This is a genomic window from Ruegeria sp. CJ2, from assembly GCF_056536745.1.
In genome coordinates this window covers 12,971-30,879 of record NZ_JBQFQF010000019.1, presented here as the reverse complement: position 1 = coordinate 30,879, position 17,909 = coordinate 12,971, and the positions used below count along the sequence as shown (strand labels likewise).

General features: G+C 58.9%; 14 protein-coding genes and 1 tRNA gene. 2 read left to right on the top strand and 13 right to left on the bottom strand.

The annotated features are described in order from the left end of the window. The 5 genes from fzlA to ACR0MS_RS19535 form a co-directional block, all read right to left on the bottom strand. Positions 1 to 666, bottom strand: coding sequence for an FtsZ-binding protein FzlA (gene fzlA, locus ACR0MS_RS19555; protein ID WP_170386802.1), 666 nt, complete (start codon positions 664 to 666; stop codon positions 1 to 3). Between the two features lie 58 nt (positions 667 to 724). Further along, positions 725 to 1,459 (bottom strand): monofunctional biosynthetic peptidoglycan transglycosylase, encoded by a 735-nt coding sequence (mtgA, locus tag ACR0MS_RS19550; RefSeq protein ID WP_480577644.1) that lies wholly within the window; start codon positions 1,457 to 1,459, stop codon positions 725 to 727. Between the two features lie 111 nt (positions 1,460 to 1,570). Then, a complete protein-coding gene (gene gltB / locus ACR0MS_RS19545) occupies positions 1,571 to 6,103 on the bottom strand; it encodes a glutamate synthase large subunit (RefSeq protein ID WP_480577647.1) in 4,533 nt (1,510 codons plus the stop codon). Next, the gene (locus tag ACR0MS_RS19540; RefSeq protein ID WP_480577650.1) at positions 6,100 to 6,537 is read right to left on the bottom strand and encodes a GFA family protein; all 438 of its coding nucleotides are present in this window, start codon (positions 6,535 to 6,537) and stop codon (positions 6,100 to 6,102) included. The genes gltB and ACR0MS_RS19540 overlap by 4 nt, the downstream gene beginning before the upstream one ends. Positions 6,538 to 6,560: 23 nt before the next feature. Beyond that, positions 6,561 to 7,994, bottom strand: coding sequence for an NAD(P)-dependent oxidoreductase (locus ACR0MS_RS19535; RefSeq protein ID WP_480577653.1), 1,434 nt, complete (start codon positions 7,992 to 7,994; stop codon positions 6,561 to 6,563). A gap of 230 nt (positions 7,995 to 8,224) precedes the next feature. Between ACR0MS_RS19535 and ACR0MS_RS19530 the strand changes: the two genes are divergently transcribed. Next, positions 8,225 to 9,028, top strand: a complete 804-nt coding sequence (locus ACR0MS_RS19530; protein WP_480577656.1) for an undecaprenyl-diphosphate phosphatase — start codon at positions 8,225 to 8,227, stop codon at positions 9,026 to 9,028. Here ACR0MS_RS19530 and ACR0MS_RS19525 read toward each other — a convergent pair whose 3' ends face one another. Next, entirely contained in the window at positions 9,029 to 10,012 is a 984-nt protein-coding gene (locus ACR0MS_RS19525; protein WP_480577659.1) for a complex I NDUFA9 subunit family protein, read from the bottom strand. 197 nt (positions 10,013 to 10,209) lie between these two features. On the opposite strand from ACR0MS_RS19525, the gene ACR0MS_RS19520 reads away from it, so the two are divergent. Next, positions 10,210 to 10,296, top strand: a tRNA-Leu gene (locus ACR0MS_RS19520). A 56-nt stretch (positions 10,297 to 10,352) separates the two neighbouring features. Here the strand turns inward: ACR0MS_RS19520 and ACR0MS_RS19515 are convergent. The 7 genes from ACR0MS_RS19515 to ACR0MS_RS19485 form a co-directional block, all read right to left on the bottom strand. Continuing rightward, positions 10,353 to 11,348 carry a hypothetical protein gene (locus tag ACR0MS_RS19515; protein ID WP_480577662.1) on the bottom strand — a complete coding sequence of 332 codons (996 nt, stop codon included), beginning with the start codon at positions 11,346 to 11,348 and terminating at the stop codon, positions 10,353 to 10,355. Between the two features lie 118 nt (positions 11,349 to 11,466). Next, positions 11,467 to 11,919 carry an SRPBCC family protein gene (locus ACR0MS_RS19510; protein WP_171123979.1) on the bottom strand — a complete coding sequence of 151 codons (453 nt, stop codon included), beginning with the start codon at positions 11,917 to 11,919 and terminating at the stop codon, positions 11,467 to 11,469. Positions 11,920 to 12,025: 106 nt separating this feature from the next. Further along, on the bottom strand, positions 12,026 to 12,829 hold the full coding sequence (locus ACR0MS_RS19505) for an XdhC family protein (RefSeq protein WP_480577667.1): 804 nt from the start codon (positions 12,827 to 12,829) through the stop codon (positions 12,026 to 12,028). A 10-nt stretch (positions 12,830 to 12,839) separates the two neighbouring features. Then, on the bottom strand, positions 12,840 to 14,027 hold the full coding sequence (locus tag ACR0MS_RS19500) for a vWA domain-containing protein (RefSeq protein ID WP_480577670.1): 1,188 nt from the start codon (positions 14,025 to 14,027) through the stop codon (positions 12,840 to 12,842). After that, complete coding sequence (locus ACR0MS_RS19495) at positions 14,027 to 14,827, bottom strand: AAA family ATPase (protein ID WP_480577717.1); 801 nt, start codon at positions 14,825 to 14,827, stop codon at positions 14,027 to 14,029. The genes ACR0MS_RS19500 and ACR0MS_RS19495 overlap by 1 nt, the downstream gene beginning before the upstream one ends. Before the next feature lie 170 nt (positions 14,828 to 14,997). Beyond that, entirely contained in the window at positions 14,998 to 17,415 is a 2,418-nt protein-coding gene (locus ACR0MS_RS19490) for an aerobic carbon-monoxide dehydrogenase large subunit (RefSeq protein WP_480577673.1), read from the bottom strand. Further along, positions 17,412 to 17,906: a (2Fe-2S)-binding protein gene (locus tag ACR0MS_RS19485; protein WP_480577676.1), complete on the bottom strand. Its 495-nt coding sequence runs from the start codon at positions 17,904 to 17,906 to the stop codon at positions 17,412 to 17,414. The genes ACR0MS_RS19490 and ACR0MS_RS19485 overlap by 4 nt, the downstream gene beginning before the upstream one ends. Positions 17,907 to 17,909: the final 3 nt, after the last annotated feature.

Below are 17,909 nucleotides of genomic sequence, written 5' to 3'. Positions count from 1 at the left end.
TCAGAAATCCAGATCAGCGTAATGAGGCGGCGGCCGAAAGCCCGGCACCTGATCCGCCAGAATCGACCGGAACGCAGGGCGCGACTTGATCTTGGCATACCAATCCTTCACCGCCGCCGACCGGTTCCAGTCCACGTCCGAGATATAATCCAGCGCTGACAAATGCGCAGCCGCTGCAAAATCTGCCAGCGTCATCTGATCCCCGGCCAGCCAGCGGCGATGATCCAACAGCCAGGCCATGTAATCCAGATGGTACTTGATCGCCTTGGCACCTTCCTTGACGTTCTTGCTGTCCGGATAGCCCTCGCCGGTGACCTTCTTGTTCACCCGCTCATACAAGAGTTTCGAGGTGACCTCCTGGTGAAACTTGTCATCAAACCACGCCACCAGACGCCGAACTTCGTACCTGTCTTCTGGTGTTTTTGGCAAAAGCGCGGGTTCCGGGCGGGTCTCTTCGATATATTCGCAGATGGCTGTGCTCTCGGACATGATCTTTCCATCCAACCGCAAAACCGGAACTTTTCCCGCCGGATTACGGCGCAGAAAATCAGGGTCTTTTTCCCAATACCTTTCTTCCACCAGCTCAACCTCGATCTTCTTCTCAGCCAGAGACAGGCGAACCTTGCGGCAGTAGGGGGACAGGGGAACGTGAAACAGACGCGCCATGAGCTTCCAATCGAACCAGTGATCACCTCTCAGCTTTAGCCCCGAGAGGGTTTGTTTTTCAATCCTCGAAACAATCCGCGCGACCATCTGCGCGGATGGTGGCCGCCCCATCCAGGATCGCCGCCGCCCGCCTACGGGTCCGAACCGACGGATCGGTCACCGACCGATTGCGCGGCGACGGCAGGATCGCCGCAATCCGCGCCGCCTGCACCGAGGACAGTTTTGACGCCGGAATGTTGAAATTGCGTTGGGCGGCGGCTTCGACCCCGAAAACCCCGTTCCCGGTCTCGGCCACATTCAGATAGACCTCGAGGATACGCTGCTTGCTCCAGAAAATTTCGACCACCGGCGTGATCGTAGTCTCCAGCGCCTTGCGCACCCAACTGCGCCCCTGCCACAGGAATACGTTCTTGACCACCTGCTGAGACAGGGTCGATGCCCCGCGTGATCCCCCGTCTTCCAGCGCGTCGCGGATCGCTTCGACGTCAAACCCCCAATGCAGGCAGAAATTCGCATCCTCGGCTGCCACCACCGACCGCGCCATGATGGGCGAGATCTCTTCGATCGGCACCCAATCGCGTTCAACCTTGCCCAGCCTGCGCCATTCGGACCAGATCGTGTGGGTTACCGGCGGGTTCACCACCGAATACAAAGCGATCAGCGCAACCAAAAATAGCACACAGCCCAAAGCGCCGCGCAAAATCCCGCGGCGAATCTGCTTCAGCATCGGCGTTTTGGCCTTTGACGCCTTCTTTTTCTTACCGCTTGTCTTGCGGACTGCTTTCTTTGCCATGCCCCAGCTATACGACGAGTGATCCCGGTTTGAAACGGTTGGCGGGATGCAGGCATAAGAAAACCCGCGCACCGGTGTGGCGCGCGGGCATTATCTGATTGCTCTGGCAGGTTATTCTGCGGGGACCGCTGCGACCTCATTGGTCAAAGGATGGCTGAGCTTGTTCAGCATCTCTTTCGGGCAGACCTGCAGGAAGTTGGATTTCTCTACATCCCAATGTTGCAGAATGTCAGCGGCCTTGCGGCTGTGCGTTTCGGCCTGATGGGTCTCGATCAGCGTTTTCAACTGGTCTTCCCAATGGTCCACAGTGACCGGGCAGGTCACCAGCGTTTCCATGTTCATCAACGCCTGCGCCTTGCCTTCGGGATCATACAAATAAGCCATACCGCCCGTCATACCCGCGCCAAAGTTGGCCCCGATATCCCCGAGGATCACCGCAATACCGCCGGTCATGTACTCACACCCGTTCGAGCCGCAGCCCTCGATCACCACTTTCGCGCCCGAGTTCCGAACCGCAAACCGCTCACCCGCGCGGCCTGCCGCGAACAGGTGGCCGTCAGTGGCCCCGTACAGAACGGTGTTGCCAATGATGGTGTTGTCATCCGCCTTCAGCGGGCTGACCTGCGGCGGGCGCACGACGATTGTACCGCCTGACAGACCCTTGCCGACATAGTCGTTGGCATCGCCCGACACTTCCAGCTTGAGCCCCGGCGCGGCAAAGGCGCCCAGCGACTGACCGGCCGAGCCCTGCAGTTTCACATGCAGGTGGTCGTCCTGGAACGTGTTCCGCATCCCGAAATTCTGCACGATATGGCTGGACACCCGAGTACCAACCGTCCGGTGCGTGTTCTGAATCGCGTAGGACAGCTGCATCTTCTCGCCGTCTTTCAGGAACCGCGCCGCATCGCGCACGATCTCGGCGTCCAGCGTATCCGGCACCACATTGCGATCCTTGTCGCGGTTATAGACAATGTCATGCGCACCATCGACGGTGATCAGCAGCGGGTTCAGGTCCAGATCGTCCAGATGCGCAGACCCCCGGCTGACCTGCGCCAGCAGATCGGCCCGTCCGATGATTTCGTCAATCGAGCGCGCGCCAAGGCTGGCCAGCAACTCGCGCACTTCCTGCGCATAAAAGGTGATCAGGTTGACGACCTTGTCCGCATTGCCGGTAAACTTGGCGCGCAGGGATTCGTCCTGCGTACACACACCAACCGGGCAGGTGTTCGACTGGCACTGGCGCACCATGATACAGCCCATCGCGATCAGGGCGGCAGTGCCGATACCGTATTCCTCGGCCCCCATCATCGCGGCCATCACGATATCGCGCCCGGTGCGCAGACCTCCATCGGTCCGCAGGGTCACGCGGTCGCGCAGGTTGTTCATCGCCAGAACCTGATGCGCCTCGGTCAGGCCCATCTCCCACGGAAGACCGGCATATTTGATCGAGGTCGCGGGCGAAGCGCCCGTGCCGCCATTGTGACCCGAAATAAGGATAATATCCGCTTTCGCCTTGGCCACACCCGCCGCAATTGTGCCAACGCCCGAGGACGCGACCAGTTTCACCGTCACCTTACAGCGCGGGTTGATCTGTTTCAGGTCATAGATCAGCTGCGCCAGATCCTCGATCGAGTAGATATCGTGGTGCGGCGGCGGTGAGATCAGCGTTACACCTTTGGTCGAGTGCCGCAGGCGCGCAATCAGGTCGGTGACCTTCATGCCCGGCAATTGCCCACCCTCACCAGGTTTCGCACCCTGAGCGACCTTGATCTCAAGCTCTTCACATTGGTTCAGGTACTCGGCAGTTACTCCGAAACGGCCCGAGGCCACCTGTTTGATTTTGGCCGAGGGATTGTCACCATTGGGTTCCGGCACGAAATGCGCCGGGTCTTCGCCACCTTCACCCGAGTCAGACTTGGCACCGATCCGGTTCATAGCCACGTTCAGCGTCTTGTGCGCCTCGGGCGACAATGCGCCCAGCGACATGCCCGGCGTGACAAAGCGTTTGCGGATCGAGGTGATCGATTCGACCTCTTCAATCGGCACCGGATTGCCCAGCGGTTTGAAGTCCATCAGGTCGCGCAGGTGGATCGGAGGGTTCGACTGCATCTTGGCCGAATACTGTTTCCACAATTCATAGGACGCACGATCACAGGCCATCTGCATCATATGCATCGAGGTTGCTTCCCACGCGTGGGTCTCACCCGATTTCCGCGCCTTGTAGAAACCACCGATGGGCAGAACATCCAAACCACTATCCCAGCCCTTGGCGTGGATTTCCTCGGCCTTGGCCTGAATACCGGTCACCCCGATGCCGGAAATCCGGCTGGTCATGCCGGGGAAATACTCGGCCACCATCGCGCGGCTAAGGCCCACGGCCTCAAAGTTCAGACCACCGCGATAGGACGAAATCACCGAAATCCCCATCTTGGCCATGATCTTGAGCAGACCTTGGTCGATTGCCTCGCGATAGCGCGCGACGTTTTCCGTCAACGTGCCGTCCAGCAGGCCGCGATCAATGCGGTCGGCCAGCGAATCCTCGGCAAGATAGGCGTTTACGACGGTCGCACCGCAGCCGATCAGTACGGCAAAGTAATGCGGATCGACACATTCAGCCGAACGCACGTTCAGCGAACAGAATGTCCGCAAGCCCTGACGGGTCAGGTGCGAATGAACAGCGCTGGTTGCCAGAATCATCGGCATCGCCACGCGACCCTCGCCCGAGTTCATATCGGACAACACCAGATGGCCAGCGCCCGAACGCACGGCCTCTTCTGCTTCGGCTCTGATGCGGGCCAATGCCGCGTTCAGGGCACCGCGACCGGGCTCAAAGCTACAGTCGATTTCGGCGAGAGGCGAGTTGAAGGTCTCGACCAGTTTCTCCCACTGGGCGTTGCCGACAAAGGGGCTGCCCAGGGTGATGATCTCGGTCTGGCTGCTGTCTTCGTCCAGCACGTTTTTCAGGTTTCCGAACCGGGTCTTCAGCGACATCACACGGTATTCGCGCAGGCTGTCGATCGGCGGGTTGGTCACCTGGCTAAAGTTCTGGCGGAAGAAATGGCTGAGCGGGCGGTATTGCTTGGACAGAACTGCCGACGGGGTGTCATCACCCATCGAGGCGATGGATTCCTTGCCATCCTCGGCCATCGGCGCAAGGATTTGTTCCAGTTCCTCAACCGAATATCCGGCTGCGATCTGACGCTTGCGCAGTTCCTCACCGCTGAATTTCGCGGTTTCGGTCACGCCTGCCAGTGATTCATCCAGATCGTTGATCTTGCCGACCCACTCTCCAAACGGCAGGGCACGCGCCAGTTTGTCCTTGATCTGCGTGTCGCGGTAGAGCTTGCCGCGCTTCATGTCCACGGCCAGCATCTGACCCGGACCCAACGCGCCTTTTTCCGTCACCGATGCCTCATCAATCGGCACCATCCCGGCCTCGGACCCGGCGATGACCAGACCATCGCCCGTCACCACATAGCGCATGGGGCGCAGACCATTTCGGTCGAGACCGGCGCAGACCCAGCGACCGTCGGTCATGGCCAGCGCTGCGGGGCCGTCCCACGGCTCCATCACCGAGTTGCAGTAGGAGTACATGTCGCGCCACGCCTGCGGCAGTTCCACGGCCTGTTTGGACCAGCTTTCCGGCACCAGCATGGTTTTCGCCATAGGAGCCGACCGACCCGCACGCACCAGAACCTCAAAAACCGAGTCTAATGCGGCGGAATCCGACGAACCACCTGCGATGATCGGTTTGATGTCTTCGGCGTAATCACCAAAGGTTCCGGACGCCATGCGGATCTCATGGCTTTTCATCCAGTTGACGTTGCCTTTCAGCGTGTTGATCTCGCCGTTATGGGCCAACATGCGGAAGGGCTGCGCCAGCCACCATTGCGGGAAGGTGTTGGTCGAATAGCGCTGGTGATAGATCGCGAAGGCGGACTCGAACCGTTCATCCATCAGGTCAGGGTAGAAAACCGCCACCTGTTCGGCCAGCATCATGCCCTTGTAGATGATCGACCGGCAGGACAGCGACGCCAGATACAGGCCGGAAATCCCCGCAGCGGCAGCCGCTTTTTCGATGCGGCGGCGGATGACATAAAGCTCACGCTCAAAGGTTTCTTCGTCCACGCCTTTGGAGTTTGAAATCAGGATCTGCTCGATCTCGGGCCGGGTCGCGTTGGCCTTGTCACCCAGACAGGTCACATCGACCGGCACGTGACGCCAGCCATAGATGTAATATCCCATGCGCAGAACTTCGGTTTCCACGATGGTCCGGCAGCTTTCCTGCGCGCCGAAATCGGTACGGGGCAGGAAGACCTGACCAACCGCGATCAGCTCATCCAGATTGGGTTCATGCCCGGTGCGACGGATCTGGTCATAGAAGAAGGAAACCGGGATCTGCACATGGATACCCGCGCCATCGCCGGTCTTGCCATCTGCATCCACGGCACCGCGGTGCCAGATCGCCTTGAGCGCATCAATCCCCGCATCAACAACCTTGCGCGAGGGCTTGCCGTCAACGGACACAACAAGGCCCACACCGCAGGAAGAATGCTCTTCTTCCTCGGAATAGAGACCGTTTTCCGCCATCCACTGACGTTTGGCTTCTTCGGCGCGCACCCAATCGGCATCGTATTTGGTCATTGGCTGTCTCCTTCTTCCGGTTGGGCGTACATGGCTTCGACCTCGGCTTTGGTCATCTGCCGGCGCTCACCTTCGAACGCGTACCCATCGGGCTTTTTGTCGATATAAAGTTCTAGTTTCAGCGGGCTGCCTGCGGCGTTTTCAAACAGGCCAGCCGCCATTTGTGTATGTCCGTGCATCTCGCCCGGCAGAGTGATCCGGTACCAAAGCGCCGAGCCACAGTCGGCACAAAAGGCGCGTTCAGCCCAGTCGGACGAGGTGAAGGTTTTCACTGGCCCAAGCGCGGCATAGCCTTCTTCGGCCTGAAAGGTCACCAGCATTGAACTGGTCCAGCGGCGGCATTGATCGCAATGACACGCGCCCAGCGCATCCTGCGCCGGGGTCACGGTCACGGTGACCGCGCCACACATGCATTGGCCTTGCAATTCGGACATTCCGACGCTCCTGCTGGCTGGCGTTATTCGGCTGCGACCGCTGCCTTGGCGTTGAACCGCTCGATGATCGCATCAGCACAATCGCGGCCATCCCGGATCGCCCACACGACCAGAGAGGCCCCGCGCACGATGTCGCCAATGGCATAAACGCCGTCCATCTCTGTCTCGCCGGTCTGGAACGCGGCTTTGACGGTGCCCCAGCGGGTCACGGGAAGGTCGGGCTGACCAAACAGGGTGGGCAGGTCTTCGGGTTCAAATCCCAGCGCCTTGATCACCAGATCGGCATCTTCGACATAATCCGCGCCTTCGATCACCTCGGGCGCCTGACGGCCGGTGGCGTCGGGCTGACCCAGACGCATCTTCTGCACCATCACGCCCTGCACCTTGTCATCCCCGGTAAAGCCCTTGGGCGCGCTGAGCCATTCAAACACCACGCCTTCTTCCTCGGCGTTTTGGGTTTCGCGCTGCGAGCCGGGCATATTCGCGCGGTCGCGGCGATACAGGCATTTGACCGAGGTCGCGCCCTGACGGATCGAGGTGCGCACGCAATCCATGGCGGTATCCCCGCCGCCGATCACGACGACCTTTTTACCGGCTGCGTTCAGACGTCCATTGTCGAAATCTTCCACATCGTCGCCAAAGCTTTTGCGGTTCGAGGCAGTCAGGAAGTCGATCGCCTTTTCAATCCCGGCCAGACCGCTGCCCGGCATGGTCAGGTCACGCGATTTATAAACACCGGTTGCGATGATCACGGCGTCATGCTTGCCACGAATTTCTTCGAATTTCGTGGCGTCGACGTCACAATTCAGTTCGAACGTCACGCCGCCATCAGCCAGCAAATCATTGCGGCGCTGCACAATGTCTTTTTCCAGTTTGAAGCCCGGAATACCGTACATCAGCAGACCGCCCGCGCGGTCGTAGCGGTCATAAACGGTAACTTGAATACCCGCCCGGCGCAGCATGTCAGCCGCAGCCAGACCACCGGGGCCTGCGCCGATGATGCCCACGCTTTCGCTGCGCTCTGCACCCGGCACAACGGGTTTCACCCACCCTTTGTCCCAGGCGGTGTCGGTGATGTATTTCTCGATCGTGCCAATGGTCACGGTGCCGTGGCCGGACTGTTCGATCACGCAATTGCCTTCGCACAGACGGTCCTGTGGGCAGATGCGGCCACAGATTTCGGGGAAGGTGTTGGTGGCCTGACTGGTCTGATAAGCCTCTTCCAGCCGCCCCGTCGCGGTCAAGCGCAGCCAGTCGGGGATATTGTTGTGCAATGGGCAATGCGACTGACAATAAGGCACACCGCACTGACTGCAGCGGCTGGCCTGCTCTTCAGCCTTTGCCTCGGCAAATTCAGCATAGATTTCGTCAAAGTCTTCCTTGCGCGTGTCCGCAGCACGCTTTTCGGGCATGGCGCGATCGACTTGCACAAATTTCAGCATCGGTTGCTTGGCCACGGGTCAGACTCCATGAATTGGCTTGGTCGAGCTTCTTTAAGAGATACAGGATCAGATGAAAAGTCAATTATACTGACCTAATTTGAAAATTCTTGTCGCTAGAGGGCCGCGGAATGAAAAAATTTCATCTTTTTAGTTCCGATTCGGACCTAATTGCGTTCTTTTCTTTTTCGCATCACGCTTATACCCAGTGAGCATAATAAAAACGTGACGGTGGCACGGGCAATTAGATGAGCCTTTTTCAATTGATTCTCACGGCAATAATTCAGGGTATCACTGAATTCCTGCCGATCTCGTCCTCAGGTCACCTGATCCTTTTGCCCAGCCTGACCGGATTCGAAGATCAGGGCCTTGCCATCGACGTCGCAGTCCATGTTGGCACATTGGGCGCCGTCGTTCTGTATTTTTGGTCCGAGGTTAAGAAGGCGGTCTCCGGCCTGCCGCGCGCCCTGACCGGACGCATCGATTCCGCCGAAGCGCGACTTGCCATGGGACTTATCATTGCGACGATTCCCACAATCATCGTCGGTGCCATCCTGTTCAAGACCGGTCTCAGCCAATCGCTGCGCTCGATGGCAGTGATCGGCTGGACGATGCTGGGATTTGGTCTGTTGCTCTATTGGATGGATCAGAAAGGGCCGCAAACGAAAAAGGCTGGTGACTGGGGCATCAAAGACGCGGCAATCATGGGCCTTTGGCAAGCATTGGCGCTGATACCGGGCACGTCGCGGTCAGGGATTACCATCACGGGCGCACGGCATTTGGGCTATACCAGAGAGGACGGCGCTCGGATCGCCATGTTGATGTCGATCCCGACAATTCTGGCCTCGGGGATCTTGCTGTCGGTCGATGTGATCCGCGAGGCAGATGCGCAACTGGCCATTGACGGGGCCATCGCTGCCTTCTTTTCCTTCATAGCGGCGCTGCTGGCCCTGACCCTGATGATGCGCCTGTTGCGAAGCGTCAGCTTCACGCCCTACGTGATCTACCGGGTCATTTTAGGCGCAGCGCTGCTGATCATCGCCTATAGCTGATCAGATCTTCAGGTTCTTCGCCGAATTCTGAATGTCGTCATACTGACCCGAGGGGCGGAATTTCCACAGATACTCGGGCAATACCGATTCCAAAGTCGACGGCTCAATCCCCAGATCGGCAAATCCCATCGCACCGTCCGACACAACATTGTCGCGCCGCAGGTTCTTAAGCTGATCACGGGTCAGTATGTTGTTGGGAAAAAGCTGGAAACTCACGAATTTCACGATATCCAGAACGCCGGCCATGATCCGCGCCACCCAGAACGGCATGCCAATAATGACCCGACGGCGGTGAATCACGTCGAGCATTTGCCGCATCAACGCCCGGAAGGTCTTTACCTCTGGCCCGCCCAGCTCGTAAACGCCAGCCGGTGCCTGCCCCAGCACACCTTTCACGGCGGCTTGGGCCACGTCGTCCACGAAAACGGGTTGGAATTTGGTCTCAGCGCCCACCAAAGGCAGGAACGGGTTGATCCGGGTCATACCGGCAAAGCGGTTGAAGAACTGGTCTTCGGTGCCGAATATGACCGAAGGGCGCAGGATGACCGCGCCCGGCATATGTTCCAGAACCCCAGCTTCGCCCTGCGCCTTGGTGCGAGAATATTGGCTGTCCGAGGCGGCATCCGCACCGATCGCAGAGATATGCACCATCTGTGCAATTCCCTGCTGGGCTGCCAGCCGCGCAATGCGCTCGGCGCCTTCGGCCTGCACTGCGCCGAACTCATTCTTGCCCAGTTCGTTCAGCACACCCACGCAGTTGACCACGGCATCAGCGCCCTGCATCGCCAGCGCAACCGAGGCGTCATCGCGAATATTACAAAGAATGGGCTCAACCTGGCCTACAACACCATAAGTCTTGACGAACATGGCCTCGTTCGGTCGCCGCACGGCCACCCGAACGCGCCACCCTTCACCTGCCATACGCCGGGCGACGTATCGGCCAACAAATCCGGATCCGCCATAAATCGTGACCAGTTTGGACATGCGAGGGCTCCTGCTGATGGGTCTTACACGATCTACCCCTCAAAGCCCAAGCAAACAAGGCGCAATAACGCCGCGCATTTCGGAAATCCAGGCCCCGTTCCGCTGACCTCGGACGTCAGTCAAAAAACTTTCAAAAAACTTCCCGAATCTGGTTGACGCCCACCGCCAGTAGGCTTAAACGCCCCTCCACGACACCTGCCCAGGTGGCGGAATTGGTAGACGCGCTAGCTTCAGGTGCTAGTGTCCGTATGGACGTGGAGGTTCGAGTCCTCTCCTGGGCACCAAATTTCCCGAAAATAGAAGAAAAGCGCTGTATCAGACGGCTATTTTGTCTTTTGACTCAGTCCGCCGCCCCTTGGGACATCGCGGCAAGCTCTGTCAGTTCGGCGTTCCGTTTCGATGCTTGCGCCTTGACCCGTTTCACGAACTGAGCTGGCAAATCAGGGCCGCCCTGAGCAACATAGGCGCCTGCCGTTTCATCCCCAATCAACTCGGCATATTTGGCCCAGGTTCGCAAAACGAATACGTCGCGCAAACTGATAAAGGGCTTTGTATGGGCTTTGATTTGCGGCTTGGGGAACTTCACGTCTCTGAAGTATTTCTCTTCGATACCGGCCCAATCTTTCGGCGTTTCAAATTCGGCCTGCTCCGCGTGCTCAGAATACCGGAACGCTGGATACTCTTGCCCGTATTCCGAACAGCCATGAGAAATCTTCAGATGAAGGCCTGAAATGCCAAACTCTGCCAACTTGCTCTCAAAGGCCGCAAGGCAGGCTTTGGCCTCATCCGCGCTGTTGCAATAGATGTAGCCCTTATACGGGTATTTGATCCCGTCGCGCAGTTCGATCATGCATTTTCTGGTGTTGTCGCCCGGAAGATCAAGGTTCAGCAGCACCAGATAGGCCTGGATCATCTTCTCCAGCGTTTCGGGCAAAATCTGCACCTTGTAACAACCGTGGCACAGCGCCGGGATTACTTTGGTTTCCGCAAAGAACTTCAGCCGCGCGTCACAATAAGGAACTTTGCCCTGAACCTTCAGGACCTGCCCCGAAAACACCTGAGCAACCGGTACTGCGTGCTTGATACGCGCGGATTTTAGGACGTTCAGCCATCCTTTGTACGCCAAAGCGCATTTCGACGGGTCCAATAACGTCTGCTGCCAGTCCTTGGGCAATATGGATGTAAGCTTGGACTGGGCCCGTCCAAACGCACCGGAACCGCGATGCGCGCCACCTGACATGTCCAAAAGCGTGACCAGACGACGGATTGCCTGCAAGTCGCCCGGTCGAACCGCAATCCAGTTTTCCAGTTGTTCCAGCACCGCGCTGTTTTTCACCGAAACCTCCTGCCACTGGCATCACGCCCATGGCTACGGTGATTGCGCCGAATGCGCCTGCCGTCAACTGAATAGCGCCCGAATTGGCCGGGCACTTGGCCCGACCAACCCAATTCGGTCAGGAAACGGCCTGTTCCGATACAACCTCGCCAAACTTGGTGAAGAACTTGCCAGAAAGCTTTTTGGCCGTGCCAGCAATCAATCGGCTGCCGAGTTGGGCGATCTTGCCGCCAACATCGACCTTGGCGGTATAGGCCAGAACTGTCTCGGCCCCGTCTTCAGTCAGCGTCACTTCGGCCCCACCCTTGGCAAAGCCAGCAGCGCCCCCTTTGCCCTCGCCGGTCAAAGAAAACCCACCGGGCGCATTCGAGTTGTCCAACGTGACCTGTCCGGCAAAGCGCGCTTTGACCGGGCCGATTTTCAGGACCACTTTGGCCTCAAGCTCCTCGGGGGAGTGCTGGATCAATTCCTCGCAGCCGGGAATACATTCCTGCAGAATTTCGGGCGTATTCAACGCCTTGTATACAACATCCCGAGGGGCCGCGATGCGGATTTCGTCAGACAGTTCCATTCACATTTCCTTTGTTCAACAACATTTCGGAAAAACCAAAAGTGCGGTTTCCGTTGCCTGTTTGGGGGTTTGTTCGATGCGCGCCGGCCACAGTGTCCGTACGCGTTTAAGCAAGTTTTTCATCCTCAGACACCTCTCTTGTCTTGTCCGTGTTCCGCCACATGACGATTTCGGCCAGGATCGACAGGGCGATCTCATGCGGATCAATGGCGTGGATATCCAACCCGGCCGGGGATTTCAGTTGTCCCGCACGCACCGGGTCCAGCCCATTTGCCACCAGCTTATCGACCAGCGTGTCCGCCTTGCGACGGCTGGCCACCATGGAAACACGGCGCGCCGGAGTGTTCAGAGCAGCCTCAAGCGCCACAGCGTCACCCCGCCCCTGAGACGCCACAACAACGAAATCCCGGGCCTCAAGCCCCAGATCATTGACCGAATCCGGTTCAAACTGGGTATGCGTACCGCCGGTATTGGTGACACAGACCCGAAACCCAGCCAACGCCGCGTGATCGGCAAGGGCGGACGCGATCGGCGACCCTCCGAAAATCACAACACGCGGCGCATGCTGATAAGGCTCCACCAGCAAATCGACCGTTCCACCCGAGGGACAGCCGCTTTTGAATGTCTGCACGCCATCCGGGTCCGTCATGTTCACCACCTTGTCCGAAGGTTTGATGCGGATCATCTGCGGGGCACCGCTGGCCAGCGCATCCTGCGCCGAGGTCCTGACGGCCCGCTGAACACAGGCGCCACCCAAATGGCCCAGTATCTGCCCATCCCGTGTGATCGCCGCCTTTCCACCCGCCTTGGCCGAGGTCGCATCCGCCGTTCGTAAAACCGTTGCCACACAGAACGCGTCACCTGTCCGGCGAAGCTCTTCTATCGTGTCGAATATGTCGAAATTTGCCATGGGGCTCCTTTCACAATTTCCGGAACTGCGGTTCAAGCGCTGCAAGCGCCTCAAGCGTATTGGCCGGAAGATGGGCATCCAGATGCGGCTCGGCCGCCTGCATCGCGGCCGCGATAGGTTGGTAGTTTTCCCACCCTTTCAACGGGTTCAGCCACACGATCCGCCGCGCCTTGCGCCGAATGCGCGCCAGAACAGCACCCAGCGCCTGCGGGTCCGAACTGCAATACCCGTCTGACAGGATCAGCACGATCGTTCGACCATTCAGCGCGCGTGCACCATAGCCTGACATGAACCGCTCCAAACTGCCCGAGATATCGGTACCGCCCCCGAACCCTTCGGCCATCATCGACAACCGCCCCGCTGCACGCAAGCTATCGTGGTCGCGCAACGCATCGGTGACGCGCATCAGGCGGGTGTGAAACAGATAGGCGTCCGCTTCCGTGCCGCTGCCGATCAACCCCTTCAAAAAGGCCAGGAACACGCGGGAATAGACAGTCATGGATCCGCTGACATCGCATAACGCAACAATCCGCATCGGGCGCGGCGGGCGCGTGCGACGGTACAGGTCCATCGGCTCTCCGCCCCGCGCAAGACTGGCGCGCTGTATGCGTCGCAGGTCCAGCGCTGGCCCCTTTGACGCCTGCTTGCGCCTGCGCGACCGGCGATCGCGGATAGCGCGGGCGATCGACGTTGCAGCCCTTTCCGCCCTATTTAGAGCCTCATCATCCATCAATTCGCGCAGATCCCGGCGCGACAGGTTGGTCGTTCGGTTCGCAATCAGTTTGCCGTCCATCCCCTCGGCCTGCCCCTCGCCCGGATCAGGGGTGGTGGGTTGATCTGGTCCAGATAACGCATCGTCACGTGACTTGCCCTGTTGCTGCCAGATCATCGGTTTGGCCGACTGCACGCGAACATGAGTCGACTTGGCCGACCCTTCCCTCTGTTTCCCGACATTGAACCAGTATGAGTCGAACAAGTCATCAAACCGCCGCCAGTCATCGGCGTCACCGGCAAGAACGGCGCACAATGCACGCCGGGCCTGCCCTGCATCCGTGGCATCAATCAAGGACAATGCGCTCAAAGCGCCCGCCGTTTCCTTCGGCCCGACACGCATCCCATTCATCCTCAGATGCGCGACAAAGCCGGACATGCGATCCGCAAACCCCGAGGCGCGGCAAGGAAATCGCGTGATCTGCATTACGCGACCTTTCCAATCAAGCGATCCATCACCTCGGGCGGGGCGGCATCATAGTCAGCCGCGGTTTTCAGCAAGCAGACAAGCGTTGCCTGAACCTCGTCCCGCGCCTTGGTCAAATCGTTTACGCCCAATCCGGCCAAAGCCGCGGACCAATCCAGCATCTCAGCAATGCCGGGCGTCTTCTCAAAGTCTTCTTTGCGAAGCGCCTGCACCACACCGACAATCTGCCGCGCCAGGGCGCCCTCGATCTCAGGCATACGCGCCTGCAAAATTGCCAACTCCGTCTCGCGCGACGGATAATCAAGAAAACTGTAAAGACACCGCCGTCGCAGAGCATCCGACAAGTCACGCGTACCGTTTGCCGTCAGGATCACGATTGGCCGAACCCGCGCCTCAATCGTCCCCAATTCCGGAATCGTGATCTGAAAGTCTGACAGGATTTCCAGAAGATAGGCTTCAAATTCCTCATCCGCCCGGTCAATCTCATCAATCAGCAAGACCGGAGGCGTGTCTTGCCCAATAGCCTCTAACAATGGCCGTTTGAGCAGATATTCGTCTGAGAACAACTGCGCTTCGCTGGTTCCACCCTGCCCTTCACTCGCACGAATGGCCAACAACTGACGTTGATAATTCCACTCATAGATGGCATGGCTGGCGTCCAGCCCTTCATAACACTGCAACCGGATCAAACGCGTATCCCGCCACGCCGCCATCGCCTTGGCAACCTCGGTCTTACCAACCCCAGCGGGCCCCTCCAGCAGCAAAGGCCGCCCCAACGCTTGCGCCAAATGCAACGCCATCGCCAACCGATCATCAGCAACATAGCCCTGCTTGGCCAATCCGTTCTGCACATCACTCAAAGTCAAAACCAGGATCCGTTCTTCATCTGGCTAAAAATATCCCGGGGGAGGTTCGGAGGGGGCTGGCCCCCTCCGTTCGGTCGGACCGGCACCAGCCGGTCCGAACCCAATCACCCATGCATCCCCAACCCGTTGGCAATCTTCCAGATCCGCCAATGGTCATGCGGCATGTGGCTTTGCACCAACCCAAAGGGCCGGAACGCATCATGCACCGCGTTCGAGAAACAGGGCACGCCCCCAACATTCGGGCTTTCCCCAACCCCTTTCGCACCAATCGGATGATGCGGAGACGGCGTCACCGTGTAGTCGGTGATATAGTTCGGCGTCTCCCACGCGGTCGGCAGGAAGAAGTCCATCAGCGTGCCGGTCTTCACATTGCCCATCTCGTCATAGGCAATCTCCTGCCCCATCGCGATGGCCAACGCTTCGGTCACACCACCATGAACTTGCCCGTCGATGATCATCGGGTTGATCCGCGTGCCGCAATCGTCCAGCGCATAGAACTTCCGAACGTCCCACTCACCGGTATCCACGTCGATCTCCATGACGCAGATATAGGCCCCGAATGGATAGGTCATGTTCGGCGGGTCATAGTAGCTGACCGCCTCCAGCCCCGGTTCCAGACCCGGGATCGCCTGATTATAGGCGGCAAAGGCAATCTCCTTCATCGTTTTGAACCGCTCGGGCGCACCCTTGACCGAGAACCTATCCACATCCCATTCGACATCGTCATCATGGACCTCCAGCAGATAGGCCGCGATCATCTGCGCCTTGGCGCGGATCTTGCGCGCGGCCATCGCCGTTGCAGCCCCCGCGACTGGCGTGGACCGGGACCCATAGGTCCCCAACCCATAGGGCGCGGTGTCGGTGTCACCTTCCTCCAACGTGATGTCGTCCGCAGGCAACCCGATCTCGCTGGCGATGATCTGCGCAAAGGTCGTAGCATGTCCCTGTCCCTGAGAGATCGTCCCCAGCCGTGCGATGGCCGACCCTGTCGGGTGAATGCGGATTTCGCACGAGTCGAACATCCCCAGCCCGAGGATATCACAGTTCTTAACCGGACCAGCGCCAACGATTTCAGTGAAATGCGTCAGGCCAATGCCCAGCAGTTTGCGCGTCTTACCGGCTTTGAACTCCTCGACCCGCTGCGCCTGTTCAGCGCGCAAACCTTCGTAGTCAACGGCCTTGAGCGCCTTGTCCCAAGCGGTGTGATAATCGCCCGAGTCATATTCCCAGCCCAGCGCCGACTGATAGGGGAACTGATCAGCCTTAATGAAGTTGATCCGGCGCAGCTCGGCCGCATCCATGTTCAGCTTGATGGCCAGAACCTCGATCATGCGCTCGATGAAATAGGCGGCCTCGGTCACGCGGAAGGAACAGCGATAGGCCACCCCACCCGGAGCCTTATTGGTATAAACCCCATCCACGGCCAGATAAGCGGTCGGGATGTCATAAGAACCGGTGCAGATATTCATGAACCCTGCCGGGAACTTGGTCGGGTCGGCACAGGCGTCAAAGCCACCGTGATCTGCCGTGGTGTGGCACCACAGACCGGTGATCTTACCATCCTTGGTGGCCGCGATCTTGCCCTGCATCCAGTAGTCGCGGGCAAAGGCGGTGGACATCAGGTTCTCCATCCGGTCCTCGACCCATTTCACCGGCTTGCCGGTCACGATCGAAGCAACCACCGAGCAGACGTACCCCGCATAGGCCCCAACCTTGTTGCCGAACCCGCCGCCGATATCGGGGCTGATCACGCGGATATTGTGCTCGGCAATGCCTGAGATCAGCGAGACAACCGTCCGGATCGCGTGCGGGGCTTGGAACGTACCGTAGAGCGTCAGCTTGCCGGTCACCTTGTCCATGCTCGCGACCGACCCGCAGGTCTCAAGCGGGCAAGGATGGGTGCGGTGGTAATAGACCATCTCTTCGGCGACCACATCGGCCTCGGCCAGAATAGCCTCGGTCGCGTCTTTGTCGCCCTGTTCCCAGGTGAAGATGTGGTTGTGATGCTTGCGCGGCCCGTGCGCACCTTCGGTCTGACCCTCAAGGTCTTCGCGCAGGACGACATCGGATTTCAGCGCCTCGAACGGGTCGGTCAGAACGGGCAGTTCTTGGTACTCAACCTCGACCAGTTCTGCGGCATCTGCGGCAATATACCGATCCTCGGCCACGACAAAGGCAACCTCTTGCCCTTGAAACAGCACCTTGCCATCAGCCAGCACCATCTGCTTGTCACCCGCCAGTGTCGGCATCCAATGCAGGCCCAACGGAGACAGGTCCTCGGCGGTCAGAACAGCGATCACGCCGGGCAGTGCCAGTGCCGCCTCTTTGTTCACGCTGACAACGCGGGCATGTGCATAGGGGGAGCGCACAAAATCGCCGAACAGCATGCCATCCAGCTTGATGTCATCGACATAATTGCCCTTGCCTTGGGTAAAGCGCACATCCTCGACGCGTTTGCGCGAGCTGCCCATGCCTTTGAGGTTGGCGGCGCGTTCTTCGGGGGTCAAAGTTTGGTCGTTCATTCCGCAGCCTCCTTCTGTGCATTGAGCAAGTCAGCCGAGGCTGAGATCGCCTTGACGATGTTCTGATACCCGGTGCAGCGGCAGAGGTTCCCAGCCATACCGAAACGAATTTCTTCCTCGGTCGGGTTCGGGTTTTCCTGCAACAGACGATGCGCGCGGGTGATCATGCCCGGCGTGCAGAAGCCGCATTGTAGCCCGTGATGTTCGCGGAACATTTCCTGCAACACACCAAGGCTGCCATCATCATTGGTAAGCCCTTCGACCGTGGTGATATCGGCGCCGTTCACCTGCGCCACGAAGGTGGTGCAGGATTTGACGGACTTGCCGTCGATATCCACGGTGCAGGCCCCGCAATGGCTGGTTTCACAACCGATATGAGGGCCGGTGATTTTCAGATCTTCCCTCAGGAAGTGGATCAGCAACGTGCGCGGCTCGGCCAGTCCTTCGACCTCGCGCCCGTTCACGGTGAGTTTGACGTGCATTTTCGACATTTT

Coding starts and splice junctions, on each gene's coding strand:
- fzlA (WP_170386802.1), bottom strand. CDS start 666: ATGGCGCGTCTGTTTCACGTTCCCCTGTCCCCCTACTGCCGCAAGGTT.
- mtgA (WP_480577644.1), bottom strand. CDS start 1,459: ATGGCAAAGAAAGCAGTCCGCAAGACAAGCGGTAAGAAAAAGAAGGCG.
- gltB (WP_480577647.1), bottom strand. CDS start 6,103: ATGACCAAATACGATGCCGATTGGGTGCGCGCCGAAGAAGCCAAACGT.
- ACR0MS_RS19540 (WP_480577650.1), bottom strand. CDS start 6,537: ATGTCCGAATTGCAAGGCCAATGCATGTGTGGCGCGGTCACCGTGACC.
- ACR0MS_RS19530 (WP_480577656.1), top strand. CDS start 8,225: ATGAGCCTTTTTCAATTGATTCTCACGGCAATAATTCAGGGTATCACT.
- ACR0MS_RS19525 (WP_480577659.1), bottom strand. CDS start 10,012: ATGTCCAAACTGGTCACGATTTATGGCGGATCCGGATTTGTTGGCCGA.
- ACR0MS_RS19510 (WP_171123979.1), bottom strand. CDS start 11,919: ATGGAACTGTCTGACGAAATCCGCATCGCGGCCCCTCGGGATGTTGTA.
- ACR0MS_RS19505 (WP_480577667.1), bottom strand. CDS start 12,829: ATGGCAAATTTCGACATATTCGACACGATAGAAGAGCTTCGCCGGACA.
- ACR0MS_RS19500 (WP_480577670.1), bottom strand. CDS start 14,027: ATGCAGATCACGCGATTTCCTTGCCGCGCCTCGGGGTTTGCGGATCGC.
- ACR0MS_RS19495 (WP_480577717.1), bottom strand. CDS start 14,827: ATGGCGTTGCATTTGGCGCAAGCGTTGGGGCGGCCTTTGCTGCTGGAG.
- ACR0MS_RS19490 (WP_480577673.1), bottom strand. CDS start 17,415: ATGAACGACCAAACTTTGACCCCCGAAGAACGCGCCGCCAACCTCAAA.
- ACR0MS_RS19485 (WP_480577676.1), bottom strand. CDS start 17,906: ATGTCGAAAATGCACGTCAAACTCACCGTGAACGGGCGCGAGGTCGAA.